General features: G+C 38.6%; 19 protein-coding genes. 5 read left to right on the top strand and 14 right to left on the bottom strand.

Annotated elements, in window-relative coordinates:
- Positions 1-60 precede the first annotated feature (60 nt).
- Positions 61-486, bottom strand: a complete 426-nt coding sequence (locus HYB91_RS03770) for a type II toxin-antitoxin system VapC family toxin (protein ID WP_002669790.1) — start codon at positions 484-486, stop codon at positions 61-63.
- Complete coding sequence (locus tag HYB91_RS03765) at positions 464-715, bottom strand: hypothetical protein (protein WP_002669791.1); 252 nt, start codon at positions 713-715, stop codon at positions 464-466. Before HYB91_RS03765 ends, HYB91_RS03770 begins: the two co-directional genes overlap by 23 nt.
- Before the next feature lie 134 nt (positions 716-849).
- Here HYB91_RS03765 and selB point away from each other — a divergent pair, with 134 nt between their 5' ends.
- Positions 850-2622: a selenocysteine-specific translation elongation factor gene (selB, locus tag HYB91_RS03760; protein WP_002675336.1), complete on the top strand. Its 1773-nt coding sequence runs from the start codon at positions 850-852 to the stop codon at positions 2620-2622.
- A gap of 19 nt (positions 2623-2641) precedes the next feature.
- Here the strand turns inward: selB and HYB91_RS03755 are convergent, their stop codons facing one another.
- Positions 2642-4291 carry a Na/Pi cotransporter family protein gene (locus tag HYB91_RS03755; protein WP_253719635.1) on the bottom strand — a complete coding sequence of 550 codons (1650 nt, stop codon included), beginning with the start codon at positions 4289-4291 and terminating at the stop codon, positions 2642-2644.
- A 114-nt stretch (positions 4292-4405) separates the two neighbouring features.
- Positions 4406-5662 (bottom strand): cation:proton antiporter, encoded by a 1257-nt coding sequence (locus HYB91_RS03750; protein ID WP_002675338.1) that lies wholly within the window; start codon positions 5660-5662, stop codon positions 4406-4408.
- Positions 5663-5833: 171 nt separating this feature from the next.
- Between HYB91_RS03750 and HYB91_RS03745 the strand changes: the two genes are divergently transcribed.
- Both HYB91_RS03745 and HYB91_RS03740 read left to right on the top strand, forming a co-directional pair.
- The gene (locus tag HYB91_RS03745) at positions 5834-7111 is read left to right on the top strand and encodes a S1C family serine protease (RefSeq protein ID WP_002675340.1); all 1278 of its coding nucleotides are present in this window, start codon (positions 5834-5836) and stop codon (positions 7109-7111) included.
- A gap of 6 nt (positions 7112-7117) precedes the next feature.
- Positions 7118-8014, top strand: coding sequence for a P-loop NTPase family protein (locus HYB91_RS03740; protein ID WP_002669796.1), 897 nt, complete (start codon positions 7118-7120; stop codon positions 8012-8014).
- Here the strand turns inward: HYB91_RS03740 and HYB91_RS03735 are convergent.
- From HYB91_RS03735 to murG, 6 genes are read right to left on the bottom strand one after another with little or no spacing between them, the layout of a single operon-like run.
- Complete coding sequence (locus HYB91_RS03735; RefSeq protein ID WP_002675342.1) at positions 8004-8603, bottom strand: SAM-dependent methyltransferase; 600 nt, start codon at positions 8601-8603, stop codon at positions 8004-8006. The genes HYB91_RS03740 and HYB91_RS03735 overlap by 11 nt on opposite strands.
- Positions 8590-10011 carry a sigma-54-dependent transcriptional regulator gene (locus tag HYB91_RS03730; protein ID WP_002675346.1) on the bottom strand — a complete coding sequence of 474 codons (1422 nt, stop codon included), beginning with the start codon at positions 10009-10011 and terminating at the stop codon, positions 8590-8592. Before HYB91_RS03730 ends, HYB91_RS03735 begins: the two co-directional genes overlap by 14 nt.
- Positions 10008-11255 carry a two-component system sensor histidine kinase NtrB gene (locus HYB91_RS03725; protein ID WP_002675348.1) on the bottom strand — a complete coding sequence of 416 codons (1248 nt, stop codon included), beginning with the start codon at positions 11253-11255 and terminating at the stop codon, positions 10008-10010. The genes HYB91_RS03730 and HYB91_RS03725 overlap by 4 nt, the downstream gene beginning before the upstream one ends.
- On the bottom strand, positions 11252-12541 hold the full coding sequence (locus tag HYB91_RS03720; RefSeq protein WP_002675349.1) for a hypothetical protein: 1290 nt from the start codon (positions 12539-12541) through the stop codon (positions 11252-11254). Before HYB91_RS03720 ends, HYB91_RS03725 begins: the two co-directional genes overlap by 4 nt.
- 14 nt (positions 12542-12555) lie before the next feature.
- On the bottom strand, positions 12556-13023 hold the full coding sequence (locus tag HYB91_RS03715) for a CvpA family protein (RefSeq protein ID WP_002675351.1): 468 nt from the start codon (positions 13021-13023) through the stop codon (positions 12556-12558).
- A 28-nt stretch (positions 13024-13051) separates the two neighbouring features.
- A complete protein-coding gene (murG, locus tag HYB91_RS03710) occupies positions 13052-14227 on the bottom strand; it encodes an undecaprenyldiphospho-muramoylpentapeptide beta-N-acetylglucosaminyltransferase (RefSeq protein WP_002694454.1) in 1176 nt (391 codons plus the stop codon).
- Positions 14228-14361: 134 nt separating this feature from the next.
- On the opposite strand from murG, the gene HYB91_RS03705 reads away from it, so the two are divergent.
- Positions 14362-15528, top strand: coding sequence for an HAD family hydrolase (locus HYB91_RS03705; protein WP_044910044.1), 1167 nt, complete (start codon positions 14362-14364; stop codon positions 15526-15528).
- 431 nt (positions 15529-15959) lie between these two features.
- Here HYB91_RS03705 and HYB91_RS03700 read toward each other — a convergent pair whose 3' ends face one another.
- The 4 genes from HYB91_RS03700 to HYB91_RS03685 all read right to left on the bottom strand — a co-directional run bounded on the left by HYB91_RS03700 (position 15960) and on the right by HYB91_RS03685 (position 18234).
- Positions 15960-16451: a hypothetical protein gene (locus HYB91_RS03700; protein WP_002675358.1), complete on the bottom strand. Its 492-nt coding sequence runs from the start codon at positions 16449-16451 to the stop codon at positions 15960-15962.
- A gap of 157 nt (positions 16452-16608) precedes the next feature.
- Positions 16609-17634, bottom strand: coding sequence for a hypothetical protein (locus tag HYB91_RS03695; RefSeq protein ID WP_253719634.1), 1026 nt, complete (start codon positions 17632-17634; stop codon positions 16609-16611).
- A 118-nt stretch (positions 17635-17752) separates the two neighbouring features.
- A complete protein-coding gene (locus HYB91_RS03690) occupies positions 17753-18007 on the bottom strand; it encodes a type II toxin-antitoxin system RelE family toxin (protein WP_002675360.1) in 255 nt (84 codons plus the stop codon).
- The gene (locus tag HYB91_RS03685; RefSeq protein WP_002669806.1) at positions 18004-18234 is read right to left on the bottom strand and encodes a hypothetical protein; all 231 of its coding nucleotides are present in this window, start codon (positions 18232-18234) and stop codon (positions 18004-18006) included. The genes HYB91_RS03690 and HYB91_RS03685 overlap by 4 nt, the downstream gene beginning before the upstream one ends.
- A gap of 704 nt (positions 18235-18938) precedes the next feature.
- Here HYB91_RS03685 and HYB91_RS03680 point away from each other — a divergent pair.
- Complete coding sequence (locus HYB91_RS03680; protein WP_044901910.1) at positions 18939-19283, top strand: hypothetical protein; 345 nt, start codon at positions 18939-18941, stop codon at positions 19281-19283.
- The last annotated feature ends 56 nt before the right edge of the window (positions 19284-19339 follow it).

Raw genomic sequence — 19339 nt, 5'->3', positions numbered from 1 at the left:
GTCATATTTTTTAGTTCTGTAAAAATATGCCTACATAATTAAAATTTTTATAATAACTTCTTATTTAAATCTCTTTTTAAATATATTTTCTATCTTTAATTTACTATGTAGGCGATAAATATCAAAATCCGAATCTATGCTGATTATCCGATTGATTCCTCGCTCTTCTGCAGCGGCTACCAATGTTGCATCCGCAAAATCCATTGGCCTGTCGGAATATTTATTTATTAATTCGGAGATTCTCTTGATAGAGCTTTTATTAATATCATGAATAATAAGCCCTTTTTTCATTACCCATTCTAAAAAATTAATTTGAACTTTTATATTAAAATCAAGCATATACATTACTTCGGTTAATACTGCAATGGTTGATACAAATCTATAATTACCGTCTTTGATAAAGTCTATAACACTTAAATGATATTTATCGTCTTTATCAAACAAAGCAATAAGGGGACCTGTATCAATGAGGACGGTATTTAGCATTTATTTTCTCCTTGATTTTTTGCTTATAAGAAACCGATAGATTTGAGTTTCCGCTCCCGTATTTGCCGAAATATTCTTTTCCCAGCTCATACGAATCAATTTCCATTTCTTCATTGTGGAACAACATATCAAGAGCTTCTTTTATTAAATCGCTTTTATTCTTTTTCTTTACGGTAGATAGAAAATTAAGCCTTTGTTCATACTCTACCGGCAGTCTTACTGTTGTCATGGCAACCTCCGTATTACAAGTGTAATACAAAAAAAACGGCTTGTCAAGTACACGCACAAATCATCTCCCCCTTCCCCTAATCCCTTAGTTATGCTAAAATGTTCTGAATACGATAATATTGATTGGGGGAAAGAATGCCGTATATTTTGGGAACAGCGGGACATGTAGACCACGGAAAGACTGCCTTGGTAAAAAGGCTTACAGGAATTGAAACCAGTCATCTGCCTGAAGAAAAAAAGCGGGGGATGACCATAGAGCTCGGCTTTGCTTCGCTTGAAGATCCTGTTCACGGTACTGTCGGCATAGTAGATGTTCCCGGCCATGAACGTTTTATCCGCAACATGGTTGCAGGCACATGGGGTTTGGATGCGGCTCTTTTAATAGTGGCAGCCGATGACGGCTGGATGCAGATGTCCTCCGATCATTTGCGTGTACTCAAGGCCATGAAGATAGACTCCATTCTTCTTGTAATCACAAAATCGGACCTTGCAGAAAAGGACATGCTTGAACTTTTAATCGAAGATGCCAATGCCCAATGCAAAAAAATAATCGGAAGGAAACTCCCTGCCGTTGCCGTATCTTCCCTTACGGGAAGCGGAATCGAGGAACTCAAAGCCGAAATTACAAAACTTCTTTCTTCATCAAAAAAGCAAAGCCCGCCTACTCCCTTTTTATATGTAGACAGGGTCTTTGTCCTAAAAGGCATAGGAACCACCGTTACGGGAACATTAAGAGGAAAAGGTCTTCACACCGGAGACAGCCTACAGATATATCCTTCAAATGAAGAATGTAGAATTAAATCGATACAAAACCATCATAAGGATGTGGAAAAAATAGACCCAGGCACGCGGACAGCCCTCAACTTAAAGCTGGGAGAAAAAACAAATCTTGAAAGAGGAATGCTCTTAGCTGAAAAAGATTCAAATTTTGTTTTAAGCGGAAAGGAACTTTTAGTACGCATCGATGAAGTTTTTACAAACAAGGAAGGGGGCTTTAAAAACCATGCCGAAATTGAAATAGCCCTCGGAAGTGCCCATGCAATAGGCAGCATTCACTTAAACCAATTCGACAGGAGCTTGGGCCGTCTTTCTTTAGAAGAACCTGTTGCCTCTGCTTGGAATCAAAGAGCCGTTTTAATCAGGCACGGCGGAAGCGAAATTCTAGCCTCGGCCAGAGTGCTCGCAAGTTTTCCAAGCTATAAAAGAATACAGTTTAAGGAAGCCTTTGAGGTTTACAGGGATAAGGAACTTCCTTCCATTCACAGCTACAAGTTTAATATTGAAGGCTTTGTCGAGGATACTAAAATCAAAACTCAAGAGCTCACATCGGATAAGAGTGAAGTCATTGAGTACGGTTCTTGGCGTTTTTTAAAAAAGCGGCTTGAGTTTTGGGAAAATAAAATTTTAAAAACGGCTCAAGAAAGTCAGGCAGGCTTTACCCTTGAAGAAGTGGACTTACCTGTTCCGCAAAGGGTAAAAACTACCATATTAAAAAAACTTTGTGATGAAAAAAAGCTGGAAAAAGAAGCTCATATTTATAAATTGAGCGGAAGAACGGGTGAAGATATTTCTAAAAATGCAAAGGCCCTTTTGGATGCAGCCTTTAAGGCGGGCTTTGAAGGCATCGAAATAGACAAGATAAAGATCCCTCAAGCCCGAAAAGAGGCCAGAGACCTGATAAAATTAGGTAAGCTGATCCGCCTTGAAAACTTTTTACACTACCATACGGATTTTTACAAAAAGGCCGTAAATTCATTATTTGCAAAATACAAAACAGGGGATAAGATTTCGATAGCCGATGCACGGGAAGTAACCGGCCTTTCCCGCAAATACATTCTTCCGATTCTTAACCTTCTCGAAAAAGAAGGCAAGCTAAAAAGGCAAGACAACGACAGGATTGTATTGTAAATAGTGGCGGTAAAAATTCTTATTCGGTTTCGGCAAGGGCACGGGAAATACTAAAAGCAAAATCTCCTATTTTTTCCAAGTTGCGGACCATGTCGATGTACAAAAGCTCGGCCTTTACGTTTGCACCTTTTTCCAAGCGGGTACGGGCAAGATGCTTTAGGTGTTGTCTCATCGCATCGATAGATTCTTCCATTTCGTGGGCCATTGCAAGCTGCTCCGCAGCAAGAGGTTTATTTAAGTGCTCGTGGACAAAATGAATAAACTGATTTACAATCCCCATATAGGGCAAAAGTTTATCCATATCGTCTTGGCTGATGGGCATCTTTAATTCTATACTTCGGTTGATAAAAAGACCTAGCTCAAAAATCTGATCGGTCATATTTTCTATATCGTCTACAATACCGAGCATAAGGCGTACATTCTTTCTGTTTTTTTCGGATAAAGAAAGCTGAGAAGTTTTAATAAGGTATACAGAAAGCTCTTCCTGCATCTGATCGGTATAATCTTCTTTTTCGGTCAACTGCCTTATTACAAACTCTCTTGAAACATTTTCTTCCTTACTTAAAAGAGAACGCAAAAGGCTGAACATTTCCCGTACAATATTGGACATCTTAAGAATTTCAACCTCGGCCCTAAGCACGTAGGCCTCCGTGTTTTCTTTCATATCGGGTGCTTGAAAGGTAAGAACATAGCGGGCAGGCTCTTCATTTTCTCTGGGTTTAATAAGCCAGCACACAAATTTTGCAATCTGATTTACAAACGGAATGGCAACAAGAGTGTTGATTACATTGAACAAGGTATGGAACACTGCAATTTTAGTCATAAGACTGCTTGAAGGGCAAATCAAATCCACTAAGGATAAAAACGGCGTAAAAAAAGCCAATGTAAAAACGCTGCCTGCAACATTAAACAAAACGTGTACGGCCGCCGCCCTCCTTGCATTGAGCTTTGTTCCTATTGAGGCCAATACAGCATCTACTGTAGAACCTACGTTACTTCCCAAAATTACAGCCGCAGAAAATTCCCAGCCGACTACCCCGGTATGAGCCATCGTCAAAAGAACCGCAGTTGTCGCACTCGATGAATGGAGAAAAACGGTAAGCACCAAGCCGAGGATAACACCGATTATAATACTATGAATACCTGTCTGTCTAAAAAGAGAAAAAAGGGCAATATGTTCACCCGAAATATTCGGCACGGCTGAAGCCAAAAAGTCCAATCCGGTAAAAAGGAGGCCGAAGCCCATGATGGCCTCACCCAGATTATCTTTTTTAAGTTTTTTAAAAAATGTTAAAAAATAGCCTATTCCGAAGGCAGGAATGGCTATGCTTGCTATAGAAAATTTAAAACCCAGGAGAGAAACTATCCATGCCGTAACAGTCGTACCTATGTTTGCACCGAAAATTACGCCTATAGCCTGCTGAAGGCTCAACATTCCTGCATTGACAAATGAAACGGTCATAACGGTTGTAGCACCGGAAGATTGAACAATGCCGGTAACAACTATACCCGTCAAAACAGCTAAAAATCTGTTTCCCGTCATAAAATTGAGTGTACGGTGTAGACTTTCGCCGGCACTTTTTTGAATACCGTCACTCATCATTTTCATTCCGTATAAGATTAAACCTAAACTTCCAAGCATCTGGAATACAAGAGAAACTACAGACATGGAACCAGTATATCAAAAAACGGAAGAATTTTCAATCCACGCTTGGCAAATAGGGGAATTTAAAAATAAGAAATCAAAACTGCAATTAGATCAAGGCGGATTGAAGTCAAAATGCTATACCTGTTCTTTCATTGGAGGTTCAAGGGTCCTATCCGAAAATGCTTTTCCCAACAGAATAGGCACAATCATGGAGGAAACGATAATCAGCAAAATGACCGGTGCAAAGTATTCGGCTTTAACCATCCCTACCGCAAGTCCCTTTTGAGCTACGATGAGGGCTACTTCACCGCGCACCATCATTCCCAGCCCTATCTGGAGCGATTCCTTCCGCTTAAAGCCCAACGTCAATGCTGAACCGCCGCAGCCGATTATTTTGCTGATACAACCGACAAGCACAAAGGCTATCGAAAACCATAGTAAGCTCATATTCAGTCCGCTAAAGTCCGTTTTAAGTCCGATAGAGGTAAAAAAGATAGGACTAAAAAACATATAAGAATTGATGTCTATTTTCTTTTCCATATAGGAAGCATCATGCAAGTTGCATAATACAACCCCTGCAACATAGGCACCGGTAATATCGGCAATACCGAAAAATCGTTCGGTACAATAGGCAAAAATCAACGCAACCCCTAGCCCGTAAATCGAAATACGGTGAGTATGAGGATGCCTCTTATCATACCATTTGAAGATTCGGTAAATCACATAGCCTACTACCAACGAAGCGGCAAAGAACGCTGCCGTTTTTATAATAAGTGCGAGGTAGTCGCCCTTACCGGAACTTGCACCGAGTACAACCGTTAATGCAATAATGCCTAAGACATCATCGATGATTGCAGCACTGATAATTGTTTGTCCGACTTCCGAATTTATCTTTCCCAGCTCTTTCAATGCGGCAACGGTAATGCTCACCGAAGTCGCCGTTAAAATAGTCCCGATAAATAGGGCTTGATAAAATACGGGTGTTCCAAAACCGTCGAAACCCCAAAACCCTAAGGCCATAGCCGTACCTAAAACCAATGGAACGATAACGCCGCAAGCAGCGATCACTGTGGATTTGATACCGGATGCAACAAGTGATTTTAAATTAGTACCCAATCCGGCAGAGAACATAATCAGGATAACGCCGATTTCCGACATATATCCGATAAACTGATTGGTTTCGGCATAGATAATGTTCGGTTCGACTCCGCCGAAATTACGAAAAAAAGGCAGGTAGCGTAATAAAAGCCCTGCAACAATTTCACCCGCAACTTGCGGAATATTCAGTTTTTTTGCAAGAAGGCCGAGGTACTTTGCAACAATAACGATAATTCCAACGGAAAGGACGATTTGCAAAGCAATTTCGCCAATAGGTATTTCACCAGCAGACATAAACAGCTCCTATTTTTAGTCCATTATATCACAGTATCATTTATTCGTATAGTGCCGGATTTGCCTCACCTTAAATCTAATATAAAATAAACACTGTGAGATTTTACGTCCACGCTTGACAAATAGGGGGTATTTTTAATAGACTATAATTATAGGAGAATTTTAGGCATTATGAAACTTTACAGTAGAAGACAAACATTAGTATTTTCGCTCATTGCAGCGGTTATTTTTGCAAGTGCAGGTTTTTTTGCCGGTATAAAATATAGTACAGGAAACGCCGGCTTGACTGGAATTCAAAGCGGAACCTCAAGCAACCCTGCCGATTTTGAAGAAAGTGCAGAAAACGGATTTGTTCAGACGGAAAATTCGCACAATTTAAATATGCAGCAGCATGGAAATACGGCAGCTTTAAACACTGCAAATGAAGCAGGATACATGGGCTATACTCCTGCCGAATCACAAAATATCCATGTATACGAATCGACCAATGAAGCTGTCGTAAACATAACCACCGAAACTATGGGAGCAAACTGGTTTTTTGAGCCTGTTCCGGTTGAAGGCAGTTCAGGTTCAGGCTCCATAATCGACGAAAGCGGATTGGTACTGACCAATGCACATGTAATTTCAGAAGCTTCAAAGATTTATATTTCTCTTTCTGACGGAAGTCAGTACGAGGCAAAAGTAGTGGGAACGGATGCCGAAAACGATTTGGCTGTTTTAAAATTTGATCCGCCTAAAAATATTAAACTTACGGTAATAAAATTAGGAGACTCAACCAATTTAAAAGTCGGTCAAAGAGTTTTAGCTATCGGAAACCCTTTCGGATTGGAAAGAACTCTTACAGACGGAATAGTCTCGGCACTGAAACGCCCGATTCAAAACGATAAAAACATTATCATCAAAAACATGATTCAAACCGATACGGCAATTAACCCCGGAAACTCAGGCGGACCTCTTTTAGACACTCAAGGAAGAATGATAGGAATAAACACCATGATTTATTCCACATCGGGAAGCTCAGCCGGAGTAGGCTTTGCTGTTCCCGTAAATACGGCTAAAAGAGTTGTTGCAGATATCTTAAAATACGGAAAGGTTATCCGCGGTTCTATCGATGCCGATTTGGTTCAAGTTTCAGGAAGACTAGCCTCTTATGCAAAACTCCCCGTTTCTTACGGTCTCCTTGTTTCCGAAGTAAAAAAAGGAAGCAATGCGGCAAAGGCCGGCCTCCGCGGAGGAAATGAAGCTGTGCGTTCAGGAGTGGGCAGATACAGTTCCGTCTTTTACATAGGCGGCGACATAATCGTTGAAATAGCCGGACAAAAGATAAATAACATAACCGATTATTATTCTGTACTGGAGGATAAAAAACCCGGTGAAACGGTAAAGGTTAAAATTGTCAGAGGGAAAAAACTTGTCGATTTAAGCTTAACCTTATCGGAACGAAACTAAGAACCGATGATCGATTTTAAAAAAATTTTAAAAAAGATTTCATGGAAGATTAAGGGAGTCTCGGTTTATGCCCTTGTCGGTGAAAGCGGAACGGGAAAGAGCTTTAGGGCTCAACTGCTTGCCGAAAAATACGGCATTAAGCTCATCATAGACGACGGGCTTTTAATCTATAACGATAAGATAATTGCAGGCCAATCTGCAAAAAGAGAAAAAACTTTTTTGGCGGCCGTAAAGGTTGCCTTATTTGACGATAAAAAACATAGAGACGGGGTGGCAAAGGCTTTACAATCTCATAGCTTTAAAAAGATTTTAATATTGGGAACTTCCGAAAAGATGGTAAACAAGATTGCCGCCCGCCTTCAAATTCCTCAGCCTCAAAAAATAATTAAAATTGAAGACATTGCAAGCAGAGAAGAAATCGAAACCGCAATGAGATCAAGGCGGGTTGAAGGCAAACATGTTATACCTGTTCCTTCAATAGAAGTACAACGCACCTACCCTCAAATCTTTTACGACAAGATACGCCTATTTTTTAAAAACAAAAAGACACCCTTCGTAGGAACCGAACAATCAAAGCTTTTTGAAAAATCCGTAGTCCGCCCGGAATTCTCAAAAGTCGGTACAGTCGAAATATCCGAATCCGCTTTAACTCAAATGGTATTTAATTGTATTGAAGAATACGATAAAGAAGTAGTTATTAAAAAGCTCAACATCAAAAAGGAAGAAGGCGGATACAGACTTGATCTGACTATTGATATTCCTTTTGGAACCCAACTGACCGGAAAGATCAATCAACTCCAAAAATATATAATCGAACAGATAGAGAGGTACACAGGTATATTGATTATTCAGATAAATGTTATAATCGATAAAATAATCAACAGGGAAGATTCTAACCCTTAAAATCCAAACCTATTAAATAAGTTTCAAAACTTGAACTTCGGCATGCTTCAGGCTTAAAGGCCCTTGCCGTCTTAAAACATTTTCGTAAATTGTTTAAATGGATCTGCTGATCTCCGCCTTGGAATATCTTTACGACAAATGAACCGCCTTGTTTAAGCTGCTCTTGTGCATAATAAAGAGCAAGCTCTACCAAACCTGAAGAACGGGCCGTATCAACGGTTTTGTTTCCTGTTGTTGCAGGAGCCGCATCGCAGATAACCGCATCATAAGGTCCCAATTCTTTTACCGATTTTATAATTCCCTTATCGAACATATCGCCTTGAAAAAAATTAAGCCTCTCATCATAGACTGAAGAATCCAAGGGCTTTAAATCGACGGCAGTTACCCTTCCCTCTTTATTTAAAAAGCGCAAAACATAGACGGTCCAGCTTCCGGGAGCCGCTCCCAAATCCAGAACCTTATCATTAGGAGAAAAAAGATTAAATTTTTTATTCATCTCTTCAAGTTTGTATACGGAACGAGCAGGATAATTTTCGGAAAAAGCTTTTTTTGACCAATAATCAGGTTCGCTGTATTTATTTTTTGCCATTTACTTTTTCCTTTTTGGATTGATTTTCTTTTCCTTCCAACATTCGGGAAGTATCATCTTTAATCTCCGCATCATATTCATCAAGTTTTCGATGGAGGGTTCTTCGGCCTATTCCTAAAATATCGGCTGTCTTGGATTTATTATTATTTTGGTTTGCAAGAGTCTGCAAAATAATTTGCTTTTCGGCTTCGGCCATATTTACTCCCATCGGTATACGGATTGAAGAAGCCTCGGCCTTTTCGCGCAATGTTTCCGGTAAGTCGTCAAAGTGAATTACATTATCGGAGCTCATTACAACGGCACTTTGAATACAGTTTTGAAGCTGCCTTATATTTCCCGGCCACTCATAATTATAAATTGCAGCTCTTGCACGAGGCTCCATAGAATCTATTTTTTTACCGTTCTCCTCGGCGAAGTCTTTGATAAAGGCAGCAACCAAAAGAGGAATGTCTTCCTTGCGTTCACGCAAGGGAGGCACGTGAATATGAACTACATTCAATCTAAAATAAAGATCTTCCCTAAAATTTCCTTTTTTTATTTCTTCTACCAAATCCCTGTTTGTTGCGGCGATTATCCTTGTATCTACGCTAATAGTTTCAGAACCTCCTACCCTCTCAAACTTTTTTTCTTGAAGAACCCGCAAAAGTTTTACCTGTATCATTTGATTGACTTCGCCTATTTCGTCCAAAAAAAGAGAACCGCCGTTTGCAATTTCAAAGCGGCCTCGGCTGCGCTGTACTGCCCCTGTAAAGGCTCCTTTTTCATGACCGAAAAGCTCGGACTCCAAAAGACTTTCGGCAAAGGACGCACAGTGGACTTGAACAAAGGGCTTATCCTTACGGTTTGAAAGATTATGAATGGCTCGAGCTATCAATTCTTTTCCGACTCCGGTTTCTCCGGTAATTAAGACGCTGGCCTTTGTCGGCGCAACTTTTTTTATATTCTCAAAAACCTTTTCCATAAGAGGACTTTTGCCTATAATATTTTCAAAACTTTGTTTGGTTTCAATGTCATGTAAGAGTGCCCTATTTTGCAGAACAAGGGCCCTGTTTTGTAAGGCTCTTTTTACTAAAAGAAAAAGGCGTTCCAAATCCAAGGGCTTGGTTAAAAAATCATAGGCCCCCATCCTCATGGCTTCAACAGCCGTTTCTACCGTCCCGTGTCCGGTTAAAACAATTACGGGAACTCCCGGGGTTTTTGAAATAACTTCACGTAAGACCTCTTCACCGCTTATTTCAGGCATTTTTAGATCGGTAATTACAAGATCGACTTCGTCTTTTAAGGCAATATCCAAACCTGTTTTTCCGTTATCGGCAGTAATTACTTCATAGCCTTCATCTTCCAAGGCCATCGCAAGGCCTTCACGAATATTTTTTTCGTCATCAATAACCAAAATACTGAATTTCATTTTATATCCTTTACCGAATCAAAATCGAAAGTTTTATCGGAGAGTAAAAGCATTGCACCCTTACGTTCTATCGGAAGAGAAAATTTAAAACTTGTTCCCATGCCGTAATCCGAATAAACGTTTATGTCTCCTCCATGTTCTTTTATAACCTTATAAGTCATGGTCAGCCCCAAACCTGTTCCGTCATGTTTTGTCGTAAAATAAGGCTCAAATATTTTATGCATATCCTCGGGTAAGATACCCTGCCCTGAATCCGAAATAGTTACAATAATAAAATCGTTTACTGCCTTTGTAGATATATCCAAAAAGCCGCCATTAGGCATTGCGGCTTTTGCATTTGTTAGGACATTCATAAATGCCTGCCGCAAAAATCTTTCATCGCCTTGAATCTTAGGAAGCTCCTTTGAAAAGCTAAGGGCAATAGTTATACCGCTGTCATTAAACTCGTCAAAAAAAGTATCGTACAAATTCTTTAAAAGGGCATTTATATCTACGGGAACAAATTCGAATTTTAAGGGACGCACGGCAAACAAAAAATCCACCACGATTTTATTGAGCCTTTCAATTTCTTCTTCGATAACGCCTATATGTTTTTGAGCCTTTTGGTTTATTGATAAATTACAGGCCGTAAAATTTTTCTTTAAAAGCTGTAAATGAATACTGATTGCCGCAAGAGGATTTTTTATTTCGTGAGCAACGGCAGCTGCAACATTTGTAAGGCTTGCAAGATTTTCAAGGCGGCGGTTTTTAATTTCTTCAATTCTTTTTTCGGTAATATCCGCAATCATAATTATCGTACCTTGAATTTTCTTTTCGTTTACCAAGGGAAGAACCGAAACTTCAATATATTTATTTTTACCTTCAGGCTTATCGGCTTTGAGGTTAAACTCTTTTGAAGTTTGTCCGCTTTCATTTTGAATAACCGAAGAAACAAAGTCGGCAATATCCTGAATCTTTATATGTTCCCAGACATTTTTTTCATGGCCTTCTCCTAAAACAGAACCGCCAAGTGAAGTGCTTCTAAGAGAGGTTCCTCTAAAAGAGGTGCCTAAAATTCTTTCTGCAGCCCTATTCGATTTTATAATCTTATTTTCGGAATCTGCAACTATAACACCGTCATTTAAAGAATCCATTACTGAATCCAATAGAGAATACTCGTTTGCAAGCAGCTTTACAAAGGTACGCAGTTGAGCTTCATTCATGTTTGGGGATTTTTGTATTCCCCTTCTCATAAACTCTCTCATATAAGTTTTTCCTTAATTTCTTCTGCCAAATTTTCTAGAGCGGCTTGAGGTGAGATGTTAAAAATATCTACGGCAGCTTCGGCATTTTTTATTAAAGCCGTTATTTTAAAATAAGATTCAAGTTCCAAGGCGGAACATTCTTCATTTTTTAAGCCGTCTTGTAAAAAAAATAAAAGGCTGTTTAAGAACAAAATATAAATCGTATGAGGTTTACATTTATTTAAAAGATTTACAATGTTTGAAACCGTGCAATTTGAATTGTCATACTTGTTTTTATTTTTGTAATTTGAGATCGAATTATAAAGAGCCGAGGGGAGAATTTTATTTTGCCTGTCTATGAGCAAAAAAACATACTCATAAAATAAGGCTGCCGCATTTTGAATCATACGAAAACTTACCGGTAAAAAGCCGTAAAGGTAGGAGCTTAAAAGATTAAACTTACCGAAGGGTTCATGGCAAGGCTCTCCTTTAAAAACCCGTCTTATAACTTCTTCTTGGGATTTTTTATCTCTTTCTTTAAAAGTATAAGTGCGTACCCTTGACAGTATCGTCGGCATAATCGCTCCCCGATGAGCGGTAGTTAAAACAAAGACGGCATAGGAAGGCGGCTCTTCTAAAATTTTTAAAAAGGCATTTCTTGCACCTTCCTGCATCTTATCGGCATTTTCGACAATCAATACTTTTTTTATTCCCGAAGGCATTAGGCGTACCCATGATGAAGCCTTTCTAACCTGATTTATGGGAATAGTATCGTACATACATTCGTCTTGAAGTTTTGCGGATTTTAAAACAAGAGCTTCCGCAGTTTTGTTAAGCACATTGTCATCTATAGTTTCGATAGGGCCGGAACATAGATCGGCCAGGAGTTCTTCAATCTCTGCAATGACAGGGGCGGCTTTAACGAATCTTGTTTCATCCGTATCCCAAAGACGGGGATCGAATCGGGCGGTAAGTTTTCTAATAGCCCGCAAAAATAAATATCTCGAAGAAAGAGTTTTTGTTTTTAATAAGGTCTCGCAGGCAGCCTTGATTTCGGGGCTGTGGTCCCGTGCTCCCAAAATAAGAACGTCGGGAGCGATCATCTCTTTTTGCCTTAGGCATGAAGAACAGGTACATGTCCAGTTCCCCGATTCGGTACAAGAAACGGAGCGGGCAAGCTCAAGGGCTGCGGTCAGCTTCCCCGAACATTCAGGCCCCGAAAACAAAATCGAAGGCGGAAGTTTTTTTTGTTTTATATCTTGAATGAGCCTAAGCCCCGCTTCTTGATCTATGAGATTTTCAAACATCTATACCCCCTACCCTAAAACTGCTTGGTAATATCTAAAATAAATGGAGAAAGGATTTTCGCAAAAATGCTTTCACTTAATATTTTATCGAATGAAACAAAGGTTTGGATATTGATAAGCATGAGGATAACTCCTATGACAATCAAGCCTTCTACAAGGCCCAGACAAAAACCTAATGACCTGTCCAAATTTTTTAATGACTCGCTTGAAAAAAGGGAGCCTAAAAAAACTTGAACCAATTTTATAATCAAATAAGTAGATAAAAATAAAATCAAAAAGGCTATCACGGCAGATAAGGATTTTCCTCCAAGAAGATCGGTAATTACGGGGGTAAGCAATTTATAAAACAAAAAAGCTACAAGTCCGCCGACAATAACCGCAGCCTTTGAAAAAAACTCGTCTATAAAACCGGTTACGGTAACCTTAATAACAAAAAAACTTAATATAATCAAAAAAACTATATCGGCACTTCCTATCCGCATTTAATTATTCTCCATCACTTAATCCTGCTTAAAGATCTTCATTCTTAGATGTAAAAAAGCTTTTTAAAAAGTCAGCAATTACGAGGGCAGGTTTTTCACCTGCCAAGGCGGCAGAAGCCTGAGCCATATTTTTTAGCCTTTCGTTTCCGCTTATGTTTTCTTCAAAACCAAGATCCCGCAAAAGCTTTATAAAAATATCGGACCTTACATCTTCGCCCAAAAGAATTTCTGCGGAACCTTTTTTCTTAAAGAATTCGGCATTTTCTATTTGATCGCCGCGGGAGCTTCCCTTTTCAAGAGGAACCAAAATCATAGGCTTACCGGCAGCTGCCGATTCCCAAACCGTATTGGCTCCTGCCCGCGACACCACAATCGAAGAAAGGCTTAAAACATCGGCCATCTCCTTTTTTATAAAGGGATAGGGTTTATAGTTTTCTGCAAATTCGGGGGAGGACTTTAAAAGGCCTTCTTTAATTTTTTGTCCCTGATCCATATTGGCTTCCCCAATCTGATGAACCACAACAAAATGCTTTACAAGATATTCGATTGAATCGGAAATCAAATCGTTTAACTGTCTTGCACCGAGACTTCCGCCTAAAACAAACAAAACAGGTAAGTTCGATTTTATGTTTAAAAAAGAACGCCCCTTTTCTGGCCTGCCCGAATAAAAACTTAAGCGGACGGGATTTCCCGTACATATAACCTTTGAACGGAGAGAAGCCGGCAAAAGCTCCGCTGTTTCTTGATATGAAACCAAAATACGGTTTGCAAATTTAGAATTAATCCTTGTTGCAAGGCCGGGCGAAAAATCACACTCGTGAGTGATAACCGGAATTTTTAAGAATTTTGCAGCGGCACAGGGAGGAACCGAAACAAAGCCGCCCTTAGAAAAAACAAAAACAGGTTTTAACTTTAAAAGAATAAAAAAGGACTTTATAAAGCCTGCCGCAACCTTAAAAACATCTATAAAGTTTTGAAAACTAAAATACCGCCTCAATTTTCCGGCAGGAATACCTATGAATTCAAGAACTGAAGGAGAAGCCGAGTAAAGCTCGGAAGATTCAACTATTTTGCGGTCAACCCCCTTAGCAGAGCCGATCCAGACTATTCTGCATTCCAAAGAAGATCTCAAAGCCTCTGCAACGGCAAGTCCGGGAAAAATATGCCCCCCCGTTCCGCCTCCTGTAAAAACAACACATTTCATAAATGTAAGTGTATCACAATGACACAATTTTGAAAAGGGCTATTTATAATGTTCTCAAAAAACAGATATTTTTATAGATGCTTATTCTTCCCCCTCCGATTGACTTTATTTTGCAATTTATTCATAATGCCATTATGCTTAACGATGACGCTTTAATTTTAAAAACAGGAAACTGGGAGCCTCAAAATAAAAAGAGGCTTGAAAAACTGATAAGAGAAAAGGCCTTTAACGGAAATTATGCCGTTTTTGACTGGGATTTTACTTCAATTTTTTATGACACGCAGGATAATCTTTTTGTGTACCAAATTGAAAATCTTTGTTTTAATTTAAACCCCGAAGAATTTAATCAAACCATAAGGGCGGGAATTCCTCAAGATGAGATTTTGCCCCATACAATAAACCTTGAAGGCAGAGCCTTAACTGCCGGAGAACTTTCCGACGATCTAAACGAACGCTACGAGTTTCTATATAAAAATTATTTGGGTTTTAGCGGAAAAATGAGCCTTGCAGAAATTACATTGACCGAAGAGTTTATAGATTTTAAGGCTAAGATGCTCGTTTTAATGCGGGGAGCAGCCTCCCTTTGCGGTGTGGACATCGGCCAATCCGTAAGCACCGGTATGACGATAGAAGAACTTTCGGCCCTTACCGAAACGGCGATAGACCAAGGCCTGAAAGACGAAATAAAAACTTATAAGGTAAGATCTTCATCGGTTTTAAAAGGAAGAGCCGGAGAAGTAGAGGGCGGCTATAGAAAGGGCTTACGCGTTCAAGAAGAAATGCAAGACTTGTTTTCGGCTTTAAGGAAAAACGGAATCGAAGTCTATATTTGCTCAGCCTCCCAAGAAGACAATGTCCGCGTTTTTGCATCCAACCCAAAATACGGATATAAGCTGGACAGTAAAAACGTTTTCGGAAGAAGAAGGCTCCTTGATGAAAATAAAAAGCTTACCGTTATAGACGACACCTCGATTCCTGCAACAAGAAAAGAGGGAAAGGCCGAAGCAATAAAAAGAGTCCTTGCCCCGAAACACCAAAACAAGTCTCCCGTTTTAATAGCAGGCGACGGGGACGGCGATTTTTACATGATGGATGCTTTTAAAGACGAGGCCTTGATCCTAATCTTTAACAGAAGCCCCAAAAAAGAGGCTAAAATATATCCCCTTTTAATGAGCGGAATTAAAGAAAGAGAAAATCCTGATGCTCGGATAATTGTTCAGCACAGAAATAACGAAAAAGGATGTTTTATCTCAAAGGCCCCTGAAGAAGAAAAACCACTGGACAGCCTGCCCGAAAAGTAAGCCGCCCTCTCTGCAGTTTATTTTTTATTTAACCGCAGCGAGCGCAAAGCGTTGAGCTCACGCTCAACTTCGCAAAGTATTCTTTTGTGAAACTAAAAAAGAAACAGCCAAACTTATGAAAAATCGAGGCTATCCGCTGGCAATTAATTAATCGCTTCCACTTTTTCTTGGCTGAGACCGCTCATCGATACACCGTTGAGCGATGTCCGATTTCAATGACTGTAATAATCAATCTATCATCCGCTTGACCTGCATTTGTGTCTTTGCCGAAGCGTATAGCGAGGCAAAGTTGGCGTAAAACTTGCGGTGCCGTATAGGCATATTAAGCAAGTTTTATGACAAAACAAATGTCAGGTTGAAGCGGGTGTTAGACGTCTTTCATTTATCTTGTACTAATAATCTTAATTCTTTTTCCATAACAAATGAGCTTCCTAAAACAAAGTACATATCCACGCTAGTGCGGCGCAAATCGGAATATATATAATGTAATGCATAACATGTGTTTTCCAATTATATCCAAATAAATGCGAACCTACCATATCCTTAACTTCCGGATAAAAATGAGGAAAGAAATTTGAATGACAGAGAAGAACCCAATCGAAAAACACAATATCGAAAGTTTCCATTCCGTAAAGCATAATTAAAAATCTTATGAAAAATTCAATAAAATTAAAATTATTATGAATTCCGTCCCATGCTCCAAGTATAAATGCACCAAAAAGGATAAGAAAAGCAATTGCAATTATAATCCAACCGATTATATGTGCACCGTGAAATCTTTCTTTTCGGTCAGGAACAGCATCATAAACCTCTTTGGGGGCTGAAGAAAAAAACTTCTTGTTTTGAACAAAAGCCACACCTCCATACAACAAAAGAAAATAAAACACCATCAGCATAAGAGTTGTTATCATTGTTATTGCCATTTGTTATACACCTTATTTATTTGTATTATATTTTAAATTAAAAAACTAGCGGATCTATGAGAGCGTCCAACTAATATTCTTTCTTAAACAGATGAATTTTCTGCTTCACGAATACAAATCCCTTTTTTTATATTCAAATACATTCCTGTTTGTATTGTTATTTAATAATAAACTGCATATCTACAAAATCAAATTGAATTATATGGTTATAGAAAAAAACATTACCAAGCCCATTTAGTTTCATCATATGAGATTGTGCTCCTTTATTAAAACCAGAGCCTTTTATTGTTGAATAAGCACCATTCATATTGTTGTAAATAACCTCACCTATTTTTATATCATTATAAGAATACATTACTCTTGGTGTAATAGGAACTTTATCTTTATAGCCATATCCATAATTTGAATAATCATTTATATCATATTGTTGATTTCTATCTCCAAAATTATGTCTTGGAGTAAACCCATAATTACCTGTATCAATCATTCCGAATTCAGGTTGTCCTCTATATTCAAAATAAATATCAAATTCATCATTAGGACTTTGATACATTTTTAAAGCAGCACCATCAAGTTTTTCGTCATTTAAAATAATATATTGATTGATAAAGTCTATTGTAACTCTGTCATAATTCAATAGAAATTCAGCTCCGATAACTCCATCAAAAGTTTCACTAACATTAGGATCATATCGCAGAGAAATGTCTCCAAAAGATACGGAAGCTAGATAATTAAGATTATAATTAGACCATTCGTTTTTTAAGTATTGAGCAACTTCTTTTTCTGAAGGATGATTCTTTATCAGCTCTAGTTCATTCTGTTTGATATATTCAACTACTTTTTGTATGAAATCATCTTCAGTCACATTAATCTTTTCTAATAAAGAATAATAAAACCAGTTCCGTGTAGAACCTGAATCTAACATTACATATACGTCATTATTCCCTTCCGCTTTTAAAACAGGTTTTCCCAAACAACCATAAAAATTCATTGTAAAAGGAATTCGTGAATCTGTTCGCTCACGATTTAATTCTTCTTTAGCTTTAGAGTAATCAAATTCTCTTTGTGTTAACTGTTCGGTCAATATTTTTCCATCATAACTGAGTTTTTTACCATCGGAATTATTTTTACAAGAAATTAGTAGTGAGCAATATACTACTGTTAGAAAAAATATTTTTTTCATTAATCTTCCTTTTTATAAAATTTTTATAGTTTATATTATATTTTTGAAACCATTTTTCAATCGCCTCTTTGTTTTACTTGATTTTTTTCTTCCGTGCCAGCTTTAATACAACCGCTTCCTACTTTGCCCTAATAAACAAAAAATATCCAAGCCATTGGCTTGTGCGTATAACATCATTTATACGGCACAAAATACGGTAATTACCGACTCGGTACCTCCATAGTCCTGAAAGATTTGAAGTAAGTGCTTTTCCGCGGGAACGCGGATTATCAAGAAGTTCTATCTGTTCAAGGTAATCTAAAACACGCTTTGAGATTACCGCGTCCAATTTTTTTAGTTGCTTTTTAAATGTTTCCGTCAAGATGACTTTCATAGTCCCAACTCACACCGCATTTCAGCAATGGTATATGTCCTTTCCCCACTTTTCTCAAAGTCATTCCACGCTTTTTCGGCAAGCTGAGCATCTTCGGCATCTTCCTGCAATTCGGCAAGATAGCGGCTTAGGGCATTTTCCAAGACGGTATCTTTAGCCGCTCCGGTAATTTTTACCGCCAGTTCCAATGCTTGATACACTTTATTTGTCATAGTCATTGTATGCATAAAAAGCCTCCCTATTCCGCCACGGATGGCGGTGGTTTAAACCTTACGATGTTTTGAGCAAGGCTCAAAACTCGAGTTAAAAATTGTGCAAGGATGCACAATTTTTAAATATTATACCACATTTCCATCATTTTTGTAAGGGCAGTTTTTTTATTTAACCGCAGCGAGCGCAAAGCGTTGAGCTCACGCTCAACTTCGCAAATGATTTTTTTTCTAATTTACTATTTTTTTCAAATATTTTCTATAAATATAATGGGGAGGTATGATAAACAGTTCGGCAGGAATTCAGCCTCACTGTTTATCTGCCGAGTTTGCCTTTCGACAAACGTCGCATTATTATATGTGCTTTTTCACTTTGTTGCAAAAGCACGGAAAAAACTTTTTTCGCAAATTGATTTGCTATCCGCTTTAGCGGATACGATGAAAAATTTCCTTACAGAACAGAGCCGAAAGGCTCTGATATTTACTGCAAAAAGTTTTTATAGGGAAAATGTGAAAAAAATAGGAGAATACAAATGATTAAAAATGTTTGAAGATTTAACAATGCGGGATTCCAAAGGGCTGCAAGTCCTTTGGCAGCGCGAGTACAACCAGCGGAGCTTCAAGGTAAAAAGGGATGGGGTCAAAGGGGAAGGGGCACAACCAACGGAGTTTCGAGGTAAAACCACCGCCCTGACTTGAAAAGCCCGTAAGGGAACGGGGGGTTGTCCCTTCCCCATTTAGAGGTTATAATAAACGCAGAGGCATTTAAGAACACCGAAAACAAAGAATTAAAGGAATTTTTAGAATATCTTAAAACCGGCAAAACAAAGAGTGAATTTACAAGGAGGATAGAAGAAATGATACAAACAGTAAAACAAAATGAACAGGCAAGACAAGAATATAGATTAATGTCTACTTTTGAGATGGACGCTAGGTATAAAGGTTTTTCGGAAGGCTTAAAGCAAAAGTCAATAGAAACAGCTACAATATTAAAACAGTTGGGAGACTCGATACAAAAAATTATGCAGGTTACAGGCCTTCCCGAAGAAGAGATTGAAAAACTGTAAATTAGGGGAAGTACAGCCGGCAAAGCTTCGAGGCTAAGACCCTTTTTCGGACCATT

It is taken from the genome of Treponema sp. B152 (genome assembly GCF_024181665.1).
Lineage (GTDB): Bacteria > Spirochaetota > Spirochaetia > Treponematales > Treponemataceae > Treponema_B > Treponema_B denticola.
Note: the sequence above shows the minus strand (reverse complement) of the source record. Positions and strands in the feature narration are given on the sequence as shown.

What these genes read in the sequence shown, in the direction of transcription:
- HYB91_RS03770 (WP_002669790.1), bottom strand. Translation starts at nt 486, where the DNA reads ATGCTAAATACCGTCCTCATTGATACAGGTCCCCTTATTGCTTTGTTT.
- HYB91_RS03765 (WP_002669791.1), bottom strand. Translation starts at nt 715, where the DNA reads ATGACAACAGTAAGACTGCCGGTAGAGTATGAACAAAGGCTTAATTTT.
- selB (WP_002675336.1), top strand. Translation starts at nt 850, where the DNA reads ATGCCGTATATTTTGGGAACAGCGGGACATGTAGACCACGGAAAGACT.
- HYB91_RS03755 (WP_253719635.1), bottom strand. Translation starts at nt 4,291, where the DNA reads ATGTCTGTAGTTTCTCTTGTATTCCAGATGCTTGGAAGTTTAGGTTTA.
- HYB91_RS03750 (WP_002675338.1), bottom strand. Translation starts at nt 5,662, where the DNA reads ATGTCTGCTGGTGAAATACCTATTGGCGAAATTGCTTTGCAAATCGTC.
- HYB91_RS03745 (WP_002675340.1), top strand. Translation starts at nt 5,834, where the DNA reads ATGAAACTTTACAGTAGAAGACAAACATTAGTATTTTCGCTCATTGCA.
- HYB91_RS03740 (WP_002669796.1), top strand. Translation starts at nt 7,118, where the DNA reads ATGATCGATTTTAAAAAAATTTTAAAAAAGATTTCATGGAAGATTAAG.
- HYB91_RS03735 (WP_002675342.1), bottom strand. Translation starts at nt 8,603, where the DNA reads ATGGCAAAAAATAAATACAGCGAACCTGATTATTGGTCAAAAAAAGCT.
- HYB91_RS03730 (WP_002675346.1), bottom strand. Translation starts at nt 10,011, where the DNA reads ATGAAATTCAGTATTTTGGTTATTGATGACGAAAAAAATATTCGTGAA.
- HYB91_RS03725 (WP_002675348.1), bottom strand. Translation starts at nt 11,255, where the DNA reads ATGAGAGAGTTTATGAGAAGGGGAATACAAAAATCCCCAAACATGAAT.
- HYB91_RS03720 (WP_002675349.1), bottom strand. Translation starts at nt 12,541, where the DNA reads ATGTTTGAAAATCTCATAGATCAAGAAGCGGGGCTTAGGCTCATTCAA.
- HYB91_RS03715 (WP_002675351.1), bottom strand. Translation starts at nt 13,023, where the DNA reads ATGCGGATAGGAAGTGCCGATATAGTTTTTTTGATTATATTAAGTTTT.
- murG (WP_002694454.1), bottom strand. Translation starts at nt 14,227, where the DNA reads ATGAAATGTGTTGTTTTTACAGGAGGCGGAACGGGGGGGCATATTTTT.
- HYB91_RS03705 (WP_044910044.1), top strand. Translation starts at nt 14,362, where the DNA reads ATGCTTAACGATGACGCTTTAATTTTAAAAACAGGAAACTGGGAGCCT.
- HYB91_RS03700 (WP_002675358.1), bottom strand. Translation starts at nt 16,451, where the DNA reads ATGGCAATAACAATGATAACAACTCTTATGCTGATGGTGTTTTATTTT.
- HYB91_RS03695 (WP_253719634.1), bottom strand. Translation starts at nt 17,634, where the DNA reads ATGAAAAAAATATTTTTTCTAACAGTAGTATATTGCTCACTACTAATT.
- HYB91_RS03690 (WP_002675360.1), bottom strand. Translation starts at nt 18,007, where the DNA reads ATGAAAGTCATCTTGACGGAAACATTTAAAAAGCAACTAAAAAAATTG.
- HYB91_RS03685 (WP_002669806.1), bottom strand. Translation starts at nt 18,234, where the DNA reads ATGCATACAATGACTATGACAAATAAAGTGTATCAAGCATTGGAACTG.